The 18,103-nt window shown below is 68.4% G+C and carries 14 protein-coding genes and 4 pseudogenes; 10 read left to right on the forward strand and 8 right to left on the reverse strand.

Annotated features, from left to right (window positions below; genetic code table 11):
• Nucleotides 1-138: 138 nt before the first annotated feature.
• Nucleotides 139-556, forward strand: a pseudogene (tnpA, locus tag ACWIHY_RS38415) (IS200/IS605 family transposase).
• A gap of 195 nt (nt 557-751) precedes the next feature.
• Here the strand turns inward: tnpA and ACWIHY_RS38420 are convergent.
• Both ACWIHY_RS38420 and ACWIHY_RS38425 read right to left on the reverse strand, forming a co-directional pair.
• Entirely contained in the window at nt 752-1,390 is a 639-nt protein-coding gene (locus ACWIHY_RS38420) for a response regulator (RefSeq protein WP_454381309.1), read from the reverse strand.
• Nucleotides 1,391-1,410: 20 nt separating this feature from the next.
• Nucleotides 1,411-2,694 carry a sensor histidine kinase gene (locus ACWIHY_RS38425; protein ID WP_454381295.1) on the reverse strand — a complete coding sequence of 428 codons (1,284 nt, stop codon included), beginning with the start codon at nt 2,692-2,694 and terminating at the stop codon, nt 1,411-1,413.
• Nucleotides 2,695-3,485: 791 nt separating this feature from the next.
• On the opposite strand from ACWIHY_RS38425, the gene ACWIHY_RS38430 reads away from it, so the two are divergent.
• The 3 genes from ACWIHY_RS38430 to ACWIHY_RS38440 all read left to right on the forward strand — a co-directional run bounded on the left by ACWIHY_RS38430 (nt 3,486) and on the right by ACWIHY_RS38440 (nt 5,229).
• Nucleotides 3,486-3,929 carry a hypothetical protein gene (locus ACWIHY_RS38430; RefSeq protein ID WP_454381296.1) on the forward strand — a complete coding sequence of 148 codons (444 nt, stop codon included), beginning with the start codon at nt 3,486-3,488 and terminating at the stop codon, nt 3,927-3,929.
• A 182-nt stretch (nt 3,930-4,111) separates the two neighbouring features.
• Nucleotides 4,112-4,582, forward strand: a complete 471-nt coding sequence (locus ACWIHY_RS38435) for a hypothetical protein (protein WP_454381298.1) — start codon at nt 4,112-4,114, stop codon at nt 4,580-4,582.
• 185 nt (nt 4,583-4,767) lie between these two features.
• A complete protein-coding gene (locus ACWIHY_RS38440; protein WP_454381300.1) occupies nt 4,768-5,229 on the forward strand; it encodes a protein kinase domain-containing protein in 462 nt (153 codons plus the stop codon).
• Nucleotides 5,230-5,313: 84 nt separating this feature from the next.
• On the opposite strand, the gene ACWIHY_RS38445 is transcribed toward ACWIHY_RS38440, so the two are convergent.
• Nucleotides 5,314-6,825, reverse strand: a complete 1,512-nt coding sequence (locus ACWIHY_RS38445) for an SCO4402 family protein (RefSeq protein WP_454381301.1) — start codon at nt 6,823-6,825, stop codon at nt 5,314-5,316.
• Between the two features lie 967 nt (nt 6,826-7,792).
• Here ACWIHY_RS38445 and ACWIHY_RS38450 point away from each other — a divergent pair.
• Complete coding sequence (locus ACWIHY_RS38450) at nt 7,793-8,050, forward strand: hypothetical protein (RefSeq protein ID WP_454381302.1); 258 nt, start codon at nt 7,793-7,795, stop codon at nt 8,048-8,050.
• An 885-nt stretch (nt 8,051-8,935) separates the two neighbouring features.
• On the forward strand, nt 8,936-9,283 hold the full coding sequence (locus tag ACWIHY_RS38455) for a hypothetical protein (protein ID WP_454381303.1): 348 nt from the start codon (nt 8,936-8,938) through the stop codon (nt 9,281-9,283).
• On the opposite strand, the gene ACWIHY_RS38460 is transcribed toward ACWIHY_RS38455, so the two are convergent.
• On the reverse strand, nt 9,247-9,909 hold the full coding sequence (locus tag ACWIHY_RS38460; protein WP_454381304.1) for a response regulator: 663 nt from the start codon (nt 9,907-9,909) through the stop codon (nt 9,247-9,249). The two genes, ACWIHY_RS38455 and ACWIHY_RS38460, sit on opposite strands and share 37 nt — an antisense overlap.
• Nucleotides 9,906-11,033 carry a sensor histidine kinase gene (locus ACWIHY_RS38465; protein ID WP_454381305.1) on the reverse strand — a complete coding sequence of 376 codons (1,128 nt, stop codon included), beginning with the start codon at nt 11,031-11,033 and terminating at the stop codon, nt 9,906-9,908. Before ACWIHY_RS38465 ends, ACWIHY_RS38460 begins: the two co-directional genes overlap by 4 nt.
• A gap of 197 nt (nt 11,034-11,230) precedes the next feature.
• On the opposite strand from ACWIHY_RS38465, the gene ACWIHY_RS38470 reads away from it, so the two are divergent.
• Complete coding sequence (locus tag ACWIHY_RS38470; protein ID WP_454381306.1) at nt 11,231-11,653, forward strand: DUF6223 family protein; 423 nt, start codon at nt 11,231-11,233, stop codon at nt 11,651-11,653.
• Nucleotides 11,654-11,680: 27 nt separating this feature from the next.
• On the opposite strand, the gene ACWIHY_RS38475 is transcribed toward ACWIHY_RS38470, so the two are convergent.
• Both ACWIHY_RS38475 and ACWIHY_RS38480 read right to left on the reverse strand, forming a co-directional pair.
• On the reverse strand, nt 11,681-12,952 hold the full coding sequence (locus ACWIHY_RS38475) for an APC family permease (RefSeq protein ID WP_454381307.1): 1,272 nt from the start codon (nt 12,950-12,952) through the stop codon (nt 11,681-11,683).
• A gap of 301 nt (nt 12,953-13,253) precedes the next feature.
• Nucleotides 13,254-13,600: pseudogene (locus tag ACWIHY_RS38480) on the reverse strand (ISAzo13-like element transposase-related protein); the annotation flags it as partial.
• Here ACWIHY_RS38480 and ACWIHY_RS38485 point away from each other — a divergent pair.
• Nucleotides 13,553-13,909: a hypothetical protein gene (locus ACWIHY_RS38485; protein WP_454381310.1), complete on the forward strand. Its 357-nt coding sequence runs from the start codon at nt 13,553-13,555 to the stop codon at nt 13,907-13,909. The pseudogene ACWIHY_RS38480 and the gene ACWIHY_RS38485 sit on opposite strands and share 48 nt — an antisense overlap.
• 374 nt (nt 13,910-14,283) lie before the next feature.
• Nucleotides 14,284-16,749 carry a SpoIIE family protein phosphatase gene (locus ACWIHY_RS38490; RefSeq protein WP_454381308.1) on the forward strand — a complete coding sequence of 822 codons (2,466 nt, stop codon included), beginning with the start codon at nt 14,284-14,286 and terminating at the stop codon, nt 16,747-16,749.
• A 69-nt stretch (nt 16,750-16,818) separates the two neighbouring features.
• Here ACWIHY_RS38490 and ACWIHY_RS38495 read toward each other — a convergent pair.
• Nucleotides 16,819-16,887: pseudogene (locus tag ACWIHY_RS38495) on the reverse strand (DUF6879 family protein); the annotation flags it as partial.
• On the opposite strand from ACWIHY_RS38495, the pseudogene ACWIHY_RS38500 reads away from it, so the two are divergent.
• Nucleotides 16,881-17,399, forward strand: a pseudogene (locus tag ACWIHY_RS38500) (DUF5753 domain-containing protein); the annotation flags it as partial. The pseudogenes ACWIHY_RS38495 and ACWIHY_RS38500 sit on opposite strands and share 7 nt — an antisense overlap.
• Between the last annotated feature and the right edge of the window lie 704 nt (nt 17,400-18,103).

The raw sequence follows: 18,103 nt of genomic DNA on the forward strand, positions 1-18,103 counted from the left end.
CCGGACACCCAGCACGCGGCTTCGTTCACCGTACGCAGGGTCGCCGACAGCGCGGCGGCCTGCTCGGCCTCCGGCAGCAGCTTCACCTGCGTCACGATTTTCATACCCGTGACCGTAGCATTGATCTATGTCACCACGCTGGGAGTCAAACCCCAATATCCGCAGGGCCGTTCGGTCGTCTATACCCTCCACGCGCACTTGGTCTTCACACCCAAATACCGGCGCGGGCCGTTCACGCACGAGATCCTGCGCCGCTGTGAGGAAGTCATGCGGGCCGTCTGCGCCGATTTCGAGGCAGAGCTCGTCGAGTTCAACGGCGAATGCGATCACGTGCACCTCCTGGTGCACTACCCACCGAAGGTTGCCCTCTCCCGGCTGGTCGGCTCACTCAAAGGCGTGTCGGCCCGTCGCCTCCGGCAGGAATTCCCCGAGCACATCCGCAAGTACCTGTGGGGCTCACACTTCTGGTCCCCGTCTCTACTTCGCGGCCTCCTGCGGCGGTGCCCCGCTCGCGGTGGTGAAGGAGTACATCGAGAACCAGAAGCGACCCGGCTGAGGGCAACAGTGCATACCCGTGCTCCGGTACGGGTCAGAGCAGTCCAGAGAAGCGATTCCTCCCGGCCCTGAAGGGCCGGGGCTCCTCGCTAGATCCCGCTGAAATTCCGCCGGTTCCCATCACCCATGCGCGGGTGGGGCCTGGATCCGGGATGGCGTGGGCGTGTAGGGGTGCGCACGGGGCAATGCGGCGTTTTCAGCGGGCGGCGTTGCCGGGGGTGATCAGGCCGGTTTCGTAGGCGAAGATGGCGGCCTGGGTGCGGTCGCGTAGTTGCAGTTTGCGTAGGATGCGGCCGAAGTGGGTCTTGACCGTCTCTTCGGAAACGACCAGTTTCTGGGCGATTTCGGCGTTGGACAGGCCCTGGGCCACGTGTGCGAGGACTTCGGTCTCGCGGTTGGTGAGGGCGTCGACGCGCACCCCGGTCGGCCGCTTGGCGGCGGGGCTCACACGGGAGAACTCCGCGATGAGCCGTTTGGTGATGTCCGGGGCCAGAAGGGCTTCGCCCCGGGCCAGTACTCGTACGGCTTCCGCGAGCTGGACTCCGGAGGCGCTTTTGAGGAGAAATCCGGAAGCCCCAGAGCGCAGCGCCTCGTACACATATTCGTCGAGGTTGAAGGTGGTCAGGATGAGGATCTTCGTTGCTGTGCCAGGGCGGGAGGCGATCTGGCGGGTGGCCTCGATGCCGTCCATGCCCGGCATCCGGATGTCCATCACGATCACGTCGGGTGTCAGTTCTCCGGCCCGCTCGACGGCCTGAGCGCCGTCTTCGGCGGTGGCGACGACTTCGATGTCGGGCTGGGCGCCGAGCAGGATGGAGAAGGCTTCCCGGACCATGGCCTGGTCGTCGGCGATGACTACGCGGATGGCCACTGGTCGATCTCCTTGCTGGTGGCGGGCGAGGCGGGGTCGGGCAGGGTGGCGGTGACCTCGTATCCGCCGTCGGTGGTGGGGCCGATGGCCAAGTCGCCGCCGAGCATCGCGGTGCGCTCCCGCATGCCGGTGAGGCCGTGCCCGGATCCGGGCGAGGTGCCGGCCGGAAGCGTGGCAGGGCCGTTGAGGACGCGCAGGCACAGAGCGTCCCGCGTATAGGTGAGTTCGATGCTTGTCCCGGCTCCGGGGGCATGGCGCAGGACGTTGCTGAGGGCTTCCTGAATGATGCGGTAGGCCGACAGTTCCACGCCCGGCGACAGCGGGCGGACCGTGCCTTCGATCCGGATGGTGGCGTGCAGACCGGCGGCGCGCACGCTGCCGAGGAGCGCATCGAGCTGTGCGAGGGAGGGCTGCGGGCTGGTGCCGGTCGTGCTGTCGTCGGCATCCGATCGCAGCAGGCCAAGCAAGTGACTCAGTTCAGCCAGCCCCTCCAGCGCGGTGGTGCGGATCGAGGCCAGCTCGGTGACCAGCTCCGGTGGGGGGTTCTGCACCCGGTAGGGCGCGGCATCGGCCTGGATGGAGATGAGCGACATGTGGTGGGCCACGACGTCATGCAACTCGCGCGCGATCCGGGTGCGTTCCTCCAGGACGGTGCGCAGCGCCCGTTCTTGGGCGGTGGCGGCGATCTGCTTGGTGAGGCGTGAATGGTCCTGGCGGCGGCCGCGGGCCACGGCACCGATGAGCACGGCCAGACCGAACAACGAAAGCGCCCCGACGATCACCTTCCATGAGTCGACAGCGCAGCCGGACAGCTTCAGGATCACAGCCAGCAGGGCGCTCAGTACCGCCGCGGTGACTGCGGACAACAAGTACACCCGCAGCGTGAGGAGGAAGAGGACGCCCGCGTGCACCATCCACACGTAAAGCTGCCCGTCTTGGGCAGGCGGATACTCCAGCGTGATGCCGGTGAGGACTGCCATCGACAGCCACCAGGCGGGTGCCGGCCACCGCAGTGCGACCACCAGCGTGGCCGCATCCGCGATTCCCATGACCGGGGCCGTCATGTCGGCCGCCGCGGCCATCAGGGTTGCGGTGAGGCACACCAGGATGTGGGGCAGCCAGCGCAGCCAGCGGGGCCAGGCCAGCGGTGGCATGGGACGGGCGCATGTGGTGACCAGGTCGGCTCGCAAGATGCGCAGGCCAGTAGCCGTGTTGACCGTGTAAGGGAGGGTGGGGCGGTCCGCCGTGGGGACGGTCGTCTCAGGCACGCGATCATTGTCGGACATCGTGAGTACTCCGGTGGGGTCCGCAAGTCAGGCGTGCAGCAATCGTGCCGGGCCCGGGCCCGAGCCCGGGCTCACGGTGCACGGCCGAAGGCCGAACAGGTGCGTGCCGCTCCGGGGCAGGCGCAAGCGGCATCCACAGGAGCGTGCGAGCCGGATGGCCAGCAGACCCCGGCGCGGCTGGGCAGATCGGTTTCTGCACGCCCATGACACTTCCCTTCCAGATGGTCGCCAGAGCGACGCTACGGCGGAACTTCCTGGTCAGCATCCTGCTGGAGAGCCATATCCGATGTAGCTCCCCAGGGGGACGAGGGTGACACGGCGACGTATCGGGGGCCTGGCCCCCGTACCGTCTCGGGGCTACAGCGCAGGTGCCCCCTGTGGTGGGACGCGGGCTACGAGGGCGGGTTCGTAGCGTCGTTGCCGGAAGCCGCTCATGGCTTCGTGCCTGAGGAAAGCCCGGGGATGTCGCCGGATCGGCTGACCGAGCAACACCCCGACCTGCGACCGGGCGCGGCAACGGGCGGGTGAACGCCCCCAGAGGCGCGCGCACGCGAAGGAGCCGCAAGCGGTGGCTGCAGACAAGGGCCCCTGGGATCAGCCCGCGGAGGCGTGGTTCGGCGTGCTGATCTTCCCGGTTCTGCGGTTCACCCGGCGGCGCTTGAGCTCGATGACCCGGGCTGCTGACCCGGAGCAACTGACCTCCGACGAGTTTGAGGAAGTCTGGGGCCCTGCCCGTCGGCAGATCGCAGCCCGGCTCTGGGCATCATCACGGCATGGCCCCAACTCTTCCCCGCACGATCCGGGCAGTCGACACCGAACAGCTCCTCGACCTGGAGAGGGAGGCCGGTGCATACGGCTTCAGCCAGCGGCTTCCGGTCGACTGGCTTCGGGACCACCTCGCTCCCGGAGCGACGCACTACTTGTTCCCCGCACTCGTGCATCACCTCCGTCACCGCCCCGAGGTGTCGCCGCACTGGAGATGCGAACTGCTGCTGACGGCCCCGAGCGGCGAGCAGTTCTTGAGCCTGCTCGACGTGCTCCCCGCCACGTTCAGCAAGCTCCCGGAGACCTTGGACGCCACGTTCAAGACGGACATCGCAAGCCGCATGGAGCGGGCACCAGCCCAGCGTGAGTGGGCAGAAGCAGCTGGTCGACTGCCGAAGTCGACCCTGAAGAAATGCCACGAGCCTGAGACACCAGACGGGGAAACGGGCTGAGACAGCCCAGAGAGCCCCTGGTCAGGGCGACGGCCTATGTCACGGGCCGCGAGATCCTACAGCGCGCGAGGCGGGCGCCCAGCAGTGCCCGCTGCGGGCGTCATCGGCCAGCTGCCTACCTCTGAGCAGCCGGGGGCTACATCGCTGGTGGAAGTGTCATACAACGGCGATAGCTTGCCGCTATGGCTGACATCTTTGAGCTCTCAATCGTCCTGAACTTGCGGGACAGTCTGTTGGACGAAGAGGTCGCAGAGCTTCGGTGGCATCTCGGGCTGGGCGACAAGCCGAAGACTCTCCGCCTCGTGCCCGCGTTTCCGATCGTGGTGGAGGACGACTGCGGCGAGCTCGTCACAGAGGACCATCCTGTTCCTCTGCTTGGCCGACACGGCGAGGCATGGAAGGTAGACGGAGCACTCGTGTCGGTGCTTCTGCGCCCTGAGGACGCCCGTCACGGGTCATGGGCCCTGACCGTTCGGCAGGAGATCCACCCGGATGAGTTCGACCGCACTGGTGAACTGCTCAGGTGGCTGGCTACCAAAGCCGATGACCGGCACCGTTCCTCCGGTACGGTCCACCTGGGCTGGACCAGGTTCTGCGAGTCGGACCGGTACGAGCCCTTGGTGGTTCGAGACGACCAGGTCGTGTGGCCGTAGAGCCCCGGCTGCGCCCCCACCGCTGGACAGCCTCCGCGTATGCGGGGGTCGGCTCTTGCACGAGACGGCGGATTGCACGGTTGCTCCGAAGCACGGCGGCAGGAACGCCAGGCGCAGCCGCTGACCAGCACGTAGATGGTCGCCGCGGAAACCGCCTCATCATCGATGTTCGCGACCCCACCGCCTTGCGGACGCCCCGCGCCGGCGGCAGCAACGGCCTCGCCCACCCGAACATCGTCACCGTCCACGACTTCGGCTCCACGACGCACAACGGGCAGACGTGCGCCTACCTGGTGATGGAGCTCCTGCCCGGAAGACCGCTCAGCGCCGCCCTGGACGCCGGGAGTCTGCCCATGGCCAAGGCCCTGTACGTCACTGCCTGCGTCGCGGACGCCCTGGAGGCCGCCCACGACGCGGGCCTGACGCACCGGGACATCAAACCGTCCAACATCATGATCAGGTCCAACGGCAAGGCGACGGTCGTGGACTTCGGTATCACCAAGGGCACGACGGCCAGCGGAAGGCACCACCACCGGTGTCCTGATCGGCACCCCGGCCTACGTACCCGAAGCACTGTCCGGCACCTTCGACCACCGCTCCGACCTGTACTCACTCGGGTGCGTGCTCTACGAATGACCCGCCGCTGACGTGCCCGCCGGAGAGATGGCCGCAGCATTGCGACCACCTCCCCGGGGACTGTTGCCGCCCGCCGCCCGCCGCTCACCTGCGTCTCACGCGAGCGATGTACCCGCATCTGAGGAGGAGCCAGTGAGGACGCTGAGGGCCCTTGTGGCTGTGGCGACTACCTGCGGCCAGCAGGGGGAGGCAAGGAACTCTGCGTCGGTCGCTTCCCGTCCGACTTGGCTCAGCGTGTTGCCCAGTACGTCTGCCAGCGTTTTCATCACCCGTACCTCGGCCTCGGAGGTGAGGGTGTACCCCAGGGCGGCCTCGGGGTCAGCCAGAACGGTGGTGTCGTCGTAGAGGACATTCACATTGAGTGTGAAGTCGTCGTAGTAGTCCGGATGCGGGTAGTCCCGATCGATCCAGACCCGTTTTTGGTAGCCAGTGTCCGACAGGGCGCGGAGCGCGCTAATGATCTCGGCGCGCATCTCGGGCAGCTTGACCCGCTCAACCGTCACGGCTTGTTCCACTCCTTCCACTTCAGCCACTCTTCCAAGGGAATATGTGACGCGCGGGCGTTCTCCTTGATCGATCCTGACGCCATTGCCCTTGCCGTCGTTCCAGCGGTACCCGATACCCTTGTTGTTGAGCTGTTCGAAATCTTTCAGCGAAGCCGGCACCTTGTCGTATGCCTCGCGCGCCATCCACCCATCGATCTTTCCGGTGGCCTTCTCGGCCTTCATGGCGTCGGTCAGCTCGTCGGCCTTGATGAGCCCCTTGCCGGCCTTCATCCACCGCAGGAGCACCACAGACCCGAGGAGCCGGTCCGTCGGCGTCAGGCGTTCGCCAGTAGCCATACCCTTGCCGGTGATGGCCTCGATGATTCCCTTGCCGTCCCCGATCCCGGGCACCAGGTCGAGGAGTGCGGAGGCTTTCGCCTGAATGACCTTGTCCTCCAGGGGGGATACCCCGCTGGTGATGTCCTTGAGGGCTGAGAGGTCCAGATCCTTGAAGCTGGGCAGCTCCCTCAGCTTCTGAGCCCCTGCTGCGATTCCTGGGACAGCCTTGTTGACCGCAGCCATTGCCTTGTTGGCCTTCGCGACGCCCTCGTTCGCTTGGTCCATTCCCCTGTTGGCTTGAGCGATCCCCTCGTTGAGTTCGTCCATCCCCTTGTTGGCCTTGGCGATACCCTTGTTCGCCTGCGCCAGGCCGCTATTGACCTGCTTGACGCCTGCGTTCATGCCGTTGAGGGCAGCGTCCATCTGCGCGAAGCCCTTGTTCATGTCATCCAGGGCCTGATGGAGCTCGGGGTCGGCGATGAAGTCAGCGATGCCAGCGACCGCCATGGTGCCGTAGTAGACAGCCCGACTGAGGCCCACCGCCGTCTCGACTGCGTGGCCCAAGTCAAGGCTGATGGACTGAAACTTCTTCTCAGCTTCCCGTTCCAGGCGGGCGATCTCCGCTTTTGCTTCCGGCGAAACCTTGTCGCTCGACCGCAGCTTCCCGGCCGCCACGAGGAGATCCACGTACTGGTGGATGTGCTTGGTGACGTCATCGCCCACTGCGGGTTTGCCGCGTCCAGATGTCGCTTGGACGGTCGCATGCGCGACGATGAGGACCACAGGTATCCCGTATATGGAGACCCTGCCGAGTTCGGCCAGACAGGTCAGGCGCTGCGCGAGCGGCGTGTTGTCACATGTGGTCAGGGACGTCTTCTTGGCAGGAGCGGAGGCGACCGCCGCGTTGGCGCCCCTGCCAGCACGAGTGCCAGTGTCGTCGCCAGGGCAACGAGCCTTAACTTCCAGTAGCGCTTCATCAAGCCTCGATCAGTGTGAGGGGTTCCGCGCACCAAACTGGGGGCAAGCAGCAACCAGATGCCACTTTCGCGCTGATGTCTTGATATTCCCCCGTGTGCGCAAAATGATCATAGGCCACACGCGAGGCATGACTCAGCTCCGTCACCCTGCCAAACCTCGCTCGTGAGGTGTCGCAAAAGAGGGGCTCTCGGTCGTCTCGGTAAGGGCGCCTCGGCCCTGCGGTTGGCATCTTAAGGATGAGCGCCGCCAGGCGGCAGCATCAGTACGGCGCAGGCCTTCGTCCGCCGCTGCGAGAGCGCCGCCTCCCTGGAAGGCACCCTGCGCGCCTGGCTGCTCGACCTGGGCAACTCCTGGTGGCACAACGCAGGGGCGGCGCTGCGGCCGCTGCCCAGACCACGGTGCTCTCCCCAGCGACCGCGGCGCCACCATCTGGCAAGTCGCTGCGGAGTTCAACTCCCACCCGTGCCCGCCGTGACCGGCAAGAGGCCCCGTCTCTGCGCCTGGCACGCGCGCCGCGCTACTTCCGGATCCCAGCAGCGCCGATACCGTGCTCCTCGACACCGACCTGCTTCCCCAGGTGAGCTCGCACAGTTCTCACCGATCACGTCCTCTCCGCTGAGGCGGCTGGCAGCTACCCTGCACAGCGCCTCCTTGACGCCACCCGCGCATCGCGGCCGGCACCGCCCTGGCCGCCTGGCCGACCACCGTCGGCCCGACCAGGTGCGCGACGTCGCCTGGCACCGCGCTCGTTGCCCTGCACTTTCCGCGCACCATGCCTGCGCCGGGCCCCTCGATCGGAGCGCCACTTGAGACTGTGCTGCTGCGCACCGAGTCCGTGGGCGACTACCCGCCGGCGCCTGCCATCGGTTTTATGGTCACCGACCAGGACCGCGTCCCGGTCCTGCCCGTCCAGGGCGGTGCCGTAGAGCTCGCGGCCGCGATCGAGCTCGCCGTGTGGCATCCGGGCGTGCCGAGCCTGGATGTCGGGCTGACCCCCAGCTCCAACGAGTCTCTCATCGCCGCGCGGTGACTTGGCCCAGAGCGTGGCAGCCGCCGTGTCCACCGCGGTCACGTCGGTGCGCCAGCAACTGGCACGCGGTCATGCGGGATGTCGCCCGTTGACGAAGAACAGCCCAACCCCCGTCCCGGCCGTCTGGCCTATGGGACCGCGGTTGCGGAGGTGTGCTGACACTGCTGGGGCGACCGGCGATACCCCGTTGTGGCCCTTGGACACGGATGAGGGCGTCGACGCGGTCATGGTCGATGATTTCCGCCGGGGAAATGACGCGAAGCATGGAGGGACACTTTCAGGGATATTCACGCCATCGCCATCGCCATCGCCATCGCCATCGCCACCGCCACCGCCGACCTTCCTCCTCTCCAGCCGGCCCTGAGTTAAATGCCCTGGGCTCTGACCTGGGCAGGACCATCCCCACGTGCGCGGGGAGCAGACAAGGCCTGCTTGACCCTGCTGAGGGTTACCCCGGACCGTTCTCATCCTCTTTCCCGGCCTCCTTCGCGCCGTGGCGGTGCAGATGGGCGGAGGTGATGCTGTCGTCGTAGGCGTGCTGGAGACCGCGGCTGACCGCGTCGCCGTAGCGGTCGGCGATCTGTACGTACGGGGGTGTCGGTGCGGGCGTCGATGCCGTTACCGTCTGAAACAGACCGCCCCTTCGCGCTGCCTCTTGGCGCGGCGATGACGTAGCCCTCGACCCTGACGGACCCTTCGCCACGCCGTCACGCCCACGGCAGGAGCGGCAATCCGCGCGTCATGTCCGCGTTTTGACGTGCGCATCACCTCTGCCACGCTCAGCGCCCCGGCTCGGCGCCATGGCTGTGCCGAGGCGCGCAAGCAGGCAATCCACAGCGACTCGCCAGCCATCGGACCGGCTGACTGGCAGCTCGCTGATGCGCCATGGGCTACCTGCTGCCCGGCCAGGCACTGGGCCGCTCCCGCAACCCGCTTGGAGCCGGCGCCGCGCTTCGCACGCACGGCCTGCCCGTCCTCACCGCACGCAACACCGCGATGATCGAAGCGGTGACCGACCTCCCGCCGATCATCGTCGCCGACATGTTCGGGGTGAACCCGAGCACGGCCAACCGCTGGGCCAGCTACGCCAACGACAGCTGGACCCACTACCTGGCGGCCCGTGACCGCCAGCCCCCCCTGCGCCTTCGTGACAACGGCAGCCAGCGAATGCGGTCCAGGGTGTTACTGAGTGGATGTCAGGAGTTGCGTGGGGTTACCAGGCCGGATTCGTAGGCGAGGACCACGAGCTGGGCGCGGTCGCGGGCGTGGAGCTTGGTCATGGCCCGGTTGACGTGGGTTTTCGCGGTCAGCGGGCTGATCACCATGCGGTACGCGATCTCGTCGTTGGACAGGCCCTGCGCGACCAGTACGACGGCTTCACGTTCGCGGCTAGTCAGTTCTTCCAGCGCCGGCCCCGTGGTGGTGGGGAGCGGCTGGCTGACGTACCGGTTGATGAGCTTGCGGGTGATCGAGGGCGCGAGCAGGGCGTCGCCGCGCGCGGCAACGCGTACGGCGTGCAGAAAATCCTCCGGCACGATGTCCTTGACGAGGAATCCGGCGGCGCCGGCGCGCAGGGCGTTGAAGACGTATTCGTCCAGGCCGTAGTTGGTGAGGATGACGACGTGCACCCCAGCCAGGGCCGGGTCGGCTGCGATGCGCCGGGTCGCCTCGATGCCGTCCATGACCGGCATCTGGATGTCGATGAGCGCGATGTCGGGGACGTGCTCCTTGGCGAGCTCCAGCCCTTCGTTGCCATTGGCGGCCTCGGCCACCACCTCGATGTCGTCCTCCAGGTCGAGGAGCGCACGGAATCCGCTGCGGATGAGCGGTTGATCGTCGACCAGCAGAACCCGGATCACGAGGCTCGCTCCACGGGGAGTTCGGCGTGGACGGTGAAGCCGCCCTCGCTGCGCGGTGCTGCCCGGAGGCGGCCTCCGAGTGCAGTGACGCGTTCGCGCATCCCGAGCAGTCCCATGCCGGGAACCGGGGCGGCGTCCGGCGTGGCCTTGCCGTCGTCATCGACCTGGAGGGCGACGGCGTCCGGGCGGTAGTCGATGCGAACCGATGCCTTGGTCGCGTCCGCGTGGCGGGCGATGTTGGTGAGCGACTCCTGGACGATCCGGTAGACGGTACGGCCCACCGCGGCCGGTACATCGTGCCACTGCCCATCGATCGTCAGCGTGGCCTCCAGACCCGTCCCGCCGGCCCGCTCCACCAGTTCCGGCAGGTGGTCGAGACCGTGCGGCGGGGTCGTGTCGTCGTCGCGCAGGGCCTCCAGGGTTGCCCGGAGCTCCCGGGCCGCCTCACGGCCCGCCTCCCGGATCGCCAGCAGGGCCTCCGGTACTTGTTCGCCGCGCCTTCGGGCCACGTGGACGGCCACTTCGGACTGCACCTTGATGACCGAGATCTGGTGGGTGAGGGAATCGTGCAACTCCCGCGCGATGTGCAGCCGCTCCTCGTCGGCGCGGCGCCGTGCGGTCTCCTCCCGGGTGCGCTCGGCTTCGTCCGCGCGCCGCTCGGCCTGCCGCAGGGCTTCCCCGGCCGCACCGGCCGCGATCAGCCAGGCAATCTCAAGGGCGCCGCGGGCCTGCGCAAATGCTTCGCCCGTGTCGTGCAGGCCCGAGACCAGGGCCGCCAGGGGAAGAGCCGCCAGCACGGCCACGCTCGCTGCCACCGTGACGATGCGGTGTCCGGCCCGCACCGCCGCGTATACCGCGAAGAGGAACGCGACGGCAGCCACGTCGAACCCTGCCGCCTGGTACCCCACCGCGCACAGCCCGGTGACGGCCAGCACGGCAACCGGAGCCCGACGGCCAGCCGCCAGCGCCAGGCCACCGACCACCAGCAACGCGTAGCCGAGCAGGTCAAGGCCGGTGGCGGAGTGCTGCCCGGACAGCCCGGTGACCAGCAGCGCCCCCGCCACACCGACGGCGATCAGCCAGTCTCTGACACCGGCCCGAACGCGGAACCGTCGATTGCTCATGCGCGCACCGTAGCCGGAGGCTGCCGCGGGCGAATCCCGCTCGCGGACGAGCGGCCGACTACCGCACACGCAGTAGCTCCGCGGCGCCTGCCGCGTCCGTGGTAGCGCGAAGTGCCTGCGGCTGCTGGACGACCTGCGGCGGCTCCCGCCGACATGCTCAGACCACATCCAGTCGTGGGAAGAGAAGGAGCACCTTGATGTCCGCTCGTCGCCTGATCGCCGCCGCCCCGGCCGCCCTGCTCGGAGGCCTCGGGCTTGCCACACCAGCGGCAGCGCACGCCTCGGTCCAGCCCATCGCCGCCAGTGTCACCGACTTCAGCCTCGGGCGGCTCGGCGCCACCACCGGTGGGCTGCTGGGGCTGGTCGCCGTGGTCATCGCCGTGCTCGCGCTGACCCGACCCGCCGGTCGCCTCGGCACCGCCAACGGGTCGCTCGGGGCCACAGCTGCCGTGGTCGTGGGGCTGATCGGCATGGCCCTCGGCGGGCTGGTCGCGGCCACCGCCGACGGTGGGCTCGGCACCGGCAACGGGCTGGGCGGCGCCTACGTGGCCCTGCTGCTGGGGCTGGCCGGCGCTGCCCTGGGCGGGCGGGCTCTGAACCGCTCCCGCCGCACCCGTTGACCACCGCGGATCCCTGTTCTGCCGTGGTCACCCCCTGCGGGCGGTCACCGTGCGACGTACCGCATACGCAGCGGCTCCGGCGGCCAGGACAGCGGCGCCGGAGATCACCGACGAGGCCGGCAGGGCGAAGGCGAGGACAAGGCAGCCTGCCAGCCCGACGACCGGGACGATCCGCACCGGTCGGCCCTCTTCCGGGGCGAGGGTCCAGGCGGACGCGTTGGCGATGGCGTAGTAGGCGAGCACCCCAAAGGAGGAGAAACCGATCGCCCCGCGTACGTCGGTGGACGCGGCGAGTACGGCCACTACGGCGCCGACCACGAGTTCGGCGCGGTGCGGCACTTGGAACTTCGGGTGGACGGCGGCCAGGGCATGCGGGAGGTGGTGGTCGCGGGCCATCGCCAGGGTCGTGCGCGAGACCCCGAGGATCAGGGCGAGGAGCGAGCCGAGCGCGGCTACCGCGGCGCCCACCCGTACGACCGGCGCCAGCCAGTCCGCGCCTGCGGCCCGTGCGGCATCCGACAGCGGAGCGGTGGTGTCCGCCAGCCCCTGCGGGCCCAGCACGAGCAGGACGGCGACGGCTACGGCCGCGTAGACGACGAGTGCGATGCCGAGGGCAAGCGGGATGGCCCGCGGGATGGTGCGGGCCGGGTCGCGGACCTCCTCCCCGAGAGTGGCGATGCGGGCATAGCCGGCGAAGGCGAAGAACAGCAGGCCCGCCGCCTGGAGCACCCCGCCGAAGGTCGCGTCGTCACCGATGTCGAGCCGGGCCGCGTCCGCGTCGCCGGAGGTGACTGCGGCGACCACCACTGCGGCCAGCACGGCCAGGACCACGGCGACGATGACGCGGGTGAGCCAGGCGGACTTCTGTACCCCGGCATAGTTGACGGCGGTCAGCGCCACCACGGCGGCGACCGCGACGGCGTGCGCCTGACCGGGCCACACGTACGAGCCGACGGTCAGCGCCATGGCCGCACAGGAGGCGGTCTTGCCGACCACGAACGCCCATCCGGCGAGGTAGCCCCAGAACTCGCCCAGCCGCTCCCGCCCGTAGACGTAGGTACCGCCGGAGGCGGGGTACCGGGCGGCCAGGCGCGCCGAGGACATCGCGTTGCAGTACGCCACCACCGCTGCCAGCGCCAAGCCGAGCAGCAGCCCCGACCCGGCCGCACCGGCCGCCGGAGCCAGGGCAGCGAAGATCCCCGCCCCGATCATCGACCCCAGGCCGATCACCACGGCGTCGAACACACCCAGGTGCCGCTTCAACTCGCTTGTGCCCGAAGGCCCCGAAACCGCGCCCATCACTCGCTCCCCAACGACACTCCGGCAGATGTACCGGCGCACCGTATAGGAACAAGGTGACGGGACAGGAACCGCACCCGGATGGGCAGAGACGGTGCTACCCGGCCCTGGAGGAATAGCGCAGCCTACAAATACCGCCCCTCCACCAGTGCGGGGACTCGGTGGAGCCTGCCGAGTACCGGGTGAGTGCGCACTCCGGAATACGTACGGCCCGTGGACGGCGTCTCACCGAGTACCAGGAGCCGCCCTCGCGAGTGGACCAGGCGCTGGGTGGGCTTGTTCCACTTCGCCGTTCCCGGAACGTTCCCGGAGGCAGGTGACACACGGCGATCGTGAGACCGGTTTCGGCGGCAAGCCGGGCGAGTTCGAGTTTCCAGGCCCGGGTGCGGTAGCCGTTGGAGCCGCCCGCGTCAGCGGTGATCAGAAGCCGCGCCGCCCTCGGGTAGGCGTTGCCGCCCTGGCCGTGCCACCAGCGGCGGACTGACTCCACCGCGAACGCGGCGGTGTCGTGATCATGCCGACGTTGACCCAGCCGTTATTGGCTGCGATGTCGTAGACCCCATAGGGAACGGCCTTGCCCAGCTGCGCGTCGGCGAAGTCGTGGACACCCACCAGCACCGGACTACCGGCCGGCCGCCACTGCACACCCACCACTGCCGCCACGTCATCAAGACGGCGTTCACCGCCGGGGGAGACCGGGGCGTTCCCGGCCCCCGCCGCGTCTACCGGTTCTTCATGCAGACCGCCGAGGGCCGCACCTACCGGTTCCTGGTCCGCGCCCCCTCCCAGCCGAAGGCATACGACCTGGCGCGCGCCTGGTGGCAGGGCACACCCAGCCCGGACGGGTTCACCGGCGGCCGCCTGGAAGACGGCGACCGCATCGACTTCCTCACCCGCGAGGGCGCCCGCGACATGCCGCTTCTGACCCACCCCGACCCGATCGCCGACCCCGTCTGACACCCACCCCCGGCCCGGGCCCCGACACCCGCGACACGGTGCCGGGCCCGCCGCGTTCCCGCCCCTGCCACCCTCGCCGGACAACAGCCGCCGGCCGCTTGCCCGCATAACCCGCCACGCCACCAAGTGCTCCGCGGCGCGGCTGAACGCCGCGCTTCCACCCCACCTACGACACCTGCCGGGACGCGCCAGACGTCACCAGATGCCCGCCGAAACAGAGACACTGTGGCCCCCAGGCCCCAGTGAGGGCGGGGGATACCTGGGCTTCCCCGCTTGGTGTTCACGTGGGGGAGCTGCGATCTGCGAGCGGTGCGTCACCCTGGGTCGCCGCTGCGGCCGGGCCGACCTGCGCTGGACCTGCGCACACTGGAAACATGCACGGAATGACCGTCGGCGACACGGCGGAGCGTGAGGATCTACTCGCTGCAGCCGTCGTCGAAGCCGTCGAAGGAACCAGCGCCTACGCAGGGAGCATCTTTCTCCGCTCCCGCGATCGCCGGTCAGTCGTGCTCGCCGCGACGTGTGGGGTACCGCCCTCCCTGCTCGGTGGCTGGCGCCTCATTCCGGTGAACAGTCCCATCCCGATTGCCGCGGCGTACAGCTCCGGGCGCACTGTCCACCTGGCCGACGCAGAGGAGACGATGCGCCGGTATCCCCAGCTCGCGGTGGCTCTCCCGTACGCCTTCGGCTCCTGCTCCGTGCCGGTGCGCACAGGCAGGGAGACCTTCGGATCCCTGGCGATCGTCTGGGCGGCATCCCCCGGCAGCGAAGGGCTGTCCAAGGCCCAGCGCCGCCACCTGCGGAGCGTCGCCAACCGACTTGGTGACTCCCTGTCCGCACTCCGCGCCCGAACCGGCAAGCCTGTGGAATGCGACCCGGGAACGATTGCCGTCGAAACCCCGGCTCCCTCGGCAGCGGCCGTGCGGGTCGGCTTGTTCCAATACGACTTTGCCTCTGGCGCCTTCATCGCGGACGACGAGCTCTGCGCGATCTTCGGTCTCGACCCGAGTGCTTTCGACGGACGAGCCGAAACGCTCGCTTCCCGCCTCCACCCCGGCGATCTTGCCGCTTTCCGGTCCTGCGCCCGAGAGGCAGCCGTGGAAGGCCGGACCAGCAGACGCCTGCGGTTGCGGGACTACGAGCACGGCGGCGAGGGGTACCGCACCGTCGAATTGTGGGGCCGCGTACCAAAGGCCGACGACACGCGGGCACGTACCCACCTGGTCGGCGCGGTCGTGGACGCCCGCGCCGGCCAGGTAGCCGTCGCAGCGGTCGAGCGGCTGCGGGACGGACTGTTCTCCCTCGCCCCCGACGGGCGGGTCACCTACGTCAACCACAGCGCCCTGCAGCTGTTGGGGGTTTCCGCCGACGAATTGCTGGGCCATATCCTCTGGGACGCACTCCCGTGGCTGTCCGATCCCGACATCGAGTACCGGCACCGGTCCGCGATGATCTCCCAGGCGCCGGCCTCCTTCGTGGCCTGCCGCTCACCCGACCGGTGGCTCGCCTTCTCCCTCCACCCGGAGGCGGACGGGGTGACCGCCCAGGTCGTGCCTGTCGGTCAGCCGCCCCCGGCATCGACACCATCCGCCTCCCCGCCCGAGACAGCGACCGCCACCGCACCGGCGCGTCTGGGCGTCATGTATCACGTCCTGCAGCTGGGCAGCGCGCTGACCGAGGCGGTCACCGCCCACCAAGTCTGTGAAGTCGTCGCCGACCAGCTCCTGCCTGCCTTCGGAGGCCAGAGGCTGGCAATCTATGTGGTCCGCGACGGAACGATGCACCTGCTCTTTCACACCGGCGGCCACGAAGACTTCCTCGAATGGCTGGAGGGCGTACCGCTGCACGCCCGCCTGCCCGGTACGGAGACCCTGACGTCCGGCACTCCGCTCTTCATCGAGTCGCAACAGGCTCTTTCCCGGGGCTACCCGGGCATCCCCACGGGCGAGGTGAGTTCCTGGGCGTATCTGCCACTGATCGCCTCCAGCCACCCTGTCGGCACCTGCGTCCTCGGCTTTGACGAGACCCATCCGTTCACCGAGAAGGACCGCGGCGTCCTGACCGCCCTCGCCGGACTGATCGCCCAGGCTCTGGAACGAGCGCGGCTCTACGACTCGGAGTTCGCCCTCGCGCGCGGCCTGCAGCAGGCGCTCCTGCCGCACCGGCTCCCGACAATCCCGGGCATCCATACCGTGGTGCGCTATCTGCCCGGCACCAGCGGAATGGACATCGGCGGCGACTGGTACGACGTCATCCCCACCGACAGCGGAGTCTGTCTCGTCATCGGAGACGTGGAGGGGCACAGCATCGCCGCCGCGGCAACCATGGCCCAATTGCGCAGCGCGGTAAGGGCCTTCGCGGCCGTAGGGCATACGCCCGGCGATGCGATGGCGGGCGTCAACCGAACCCTGTTCGACCTCGACCCCGGGCTGCTGGCCAGCTGCTGCTACATCCACCTCGAAGCACACAGCCACCACGCCTACGCCGTCACCGCCGGCCACCCCCCACCCCTGCTCCGCCGTCCCGACGGGACGACCGATGCCCTTGACCTGGACATCGGACCGGTCCTCGGCGTGGAGCGCGCGAGCACCTATCCCGAAACCCGGATCGCCCTCCCGCCGGGCTCCGTCCTCGCCCTCTACACCGACGGCCTGATCGAGGAACCCGGAACCGACATCGACGTGGGCATCGACCGCCTGCGAGCATCCCTGGCCCACGCCCGTGCGGACTCACTGGACGAACTCGCCGACCGGCTTCTGCACAACGCCCGTGGCTCCTCCTACAGGGCCGACGACATCGCCCTGCTGCTCACCGCGATCCGGTCACCACGCCCTGGATGACACAACGGGCAGATCCATCCAGGTTCTCAGTTCCTCCTTGGCTACAAAGTCGGGGCAATGCATGCGAGAACGGCCGTCGATGAGCCAGAAGTCGTTGCCTGGCAGCGCGATGCCCGACGCCTGGCGCCGTGGCAGCCAAGGTCTTCCGCGTCTACTCCGGCACCCTCGTCCCCGGCGTCCTGCAGACCGAGGGATACGCCACCGGTTTGATGTCCTTGATCACCGCGTTCCGCGAGATCCCCGACGATGTGGCGGGGGCCGTCGCCGCGCGCCTTGAGCGCAACAGAATCCTGCACGAGTCGGGCCACCGCTTCGTTCTCCTGGTGGAGGAGACGGCGCTGCACCACCAGATCGGCGACACTGACGCCATGGCCGCCCAGCTCGGATACCTGCTGACGGCCGGGGCACTCCCCGCGGTGTCGCTGGGCGTGGTCCCCGCGACGGGACAACGGCGCATCTGGCCGATGGTGACGTTCCATATGTACGACGACACTCTTATTTCGGTGGAGTTGCTCTCCGCGCGTGTCACGGTAACGCAGCCCTCAGAAATCGCCATTTACCTCAAGGCGTTCGAGGAACTGCGCTGCATGGCCGTCTACGGAGCGTCGGCCCGCGCACTGATCGTGAAAGCGATCGAGGCGCTGCACTGACCCCAGGCGCACGAAAATGGCCCTGCTGGCTTCGTTGATGTTCTAGGAACAGACTTTGTCGATCGGTTCGGGAGGCAGTTGGTGATCACCGGCTGGCGGCTGTCGACGAGAACGGCACGGTCGTGGCGACGCCCTTGTTCGAACCTCATCTGGTGGCTGGACATTGAAGGGTGAACGCGCCCTTCTCCGTGACCCGAGGGCTGTATCTCGTCTACGGGGCCATGTCACGCAGGTCTGGGTGGTTCCTGGGCGGTCCGAAGCCTGCGGCCGTTTCATCTGCTTGTGCGAGGAAGCCTGAGAGCATGCTGGTCACTTCGATGCTCGGGCGTCAGGGGCGGACAACAAGCACGCCGCCGACGAACGACCGACCACCAGCCAGAACATCACCTCACTCACTGTCGACCTTGTACGTGGACCGCACGGGAGTCCAGTGACGCTACCTTCCGCACGACTTCCCGTCCTGGAACACCTGGCACGCCTCTGTGCTCGCTCCACAGCCTGTCGCCGGACCGCGGGAGCATCCATCCATCGCCCTCGTAGGGCATGAGCTCGCCGACATGCAACTGCCCCGCCACCAGGACATATACCCAACTAAAGCGGAATCCAGCACTAGGGTCCGTCTTCAAAGATCGTCGGGTGGTGGATCATGGTGGGGTGATACGCCGCCATGAACTCAACGATCAGGAGTGGGAGTTACTCGCTCC

This window comes from Streptomyces sp. NPDC055287 (assembly GCF_053646035.1).

What these genes read in the sequence shown, in the direction of transcription:
- ACWIHY_RS38420 (WP_454381309.1), bottom strand. Translation starts at nt 1,390, where the DNA reads ATGGTCCGGGAAGCCTTCTCCATCCTGCTCGGCGCCCAGCCCGACATC.
- ACWIHY_RS38430 (WP_454381296.1), top strand. Translation starts at nt 3,486, where the DNA reads ATGGCCCCAACTCTTCCCCGCACGATCCGGGCAGTCGACACCGAACAG.
- ACWIHY_RS38435 (WP_454381298.1), top strand. Translation starts at nt 4,112, where the DNA reads ATGGCTGACATCTTTGAGCTCTCAATCGTCCTGAACTTGCGGGACAGT.
- ACWIHY_RS38450 (WP_454381302.1), top strand. Translation starts at nt 7,793, where the DNA reads ATGCCTGCGCCGGGCCCCTCGATCGGAGCGCCACTTGAGACTGTGCTG.
- ACWIHY_RS38455 (WP_454381303.1), top strand. Translation starts at nt 8,936, where the DNA reads ATGGGCTACCTGCTGCCCGGCCAGGCACTGGGCCGCTCCCGCAACCCG.
- ACWIHY_RS38465 (WP_454381305.1), bottom strand. Translation starts at nt 11,033, where the DNA reads ATGAGCAATCGACGGTTCCGCGTTCGGGCCGGTGTCAGAGACTGGCTG.
- ACWIHY_RS38470 (WP_454381306.1), top strand. Translation starts at nt 11,231, where the DNA reads ATGTCCGCTCGTCGCCTGATCGCCGCCGCCCCGGCCGCCCTGCTCGGA.
- ACWIHY_RS38475 (WP_454381307.1), bottom strand. Translation starts at nt 12,952, where the DNA reads ATGGGCGCGGTTTCGGGGCCTTCGGGCACAAGCGAGTTGAAGCGGCAC.
- ACWIHY_RS38490 (WP_454381308.1), top strand. Translation starts at nt 14,284, where the DNA reads ATGCACGGAATGACCGTCGGCGACACGGCGGAGCGTGAGGATCTACTC.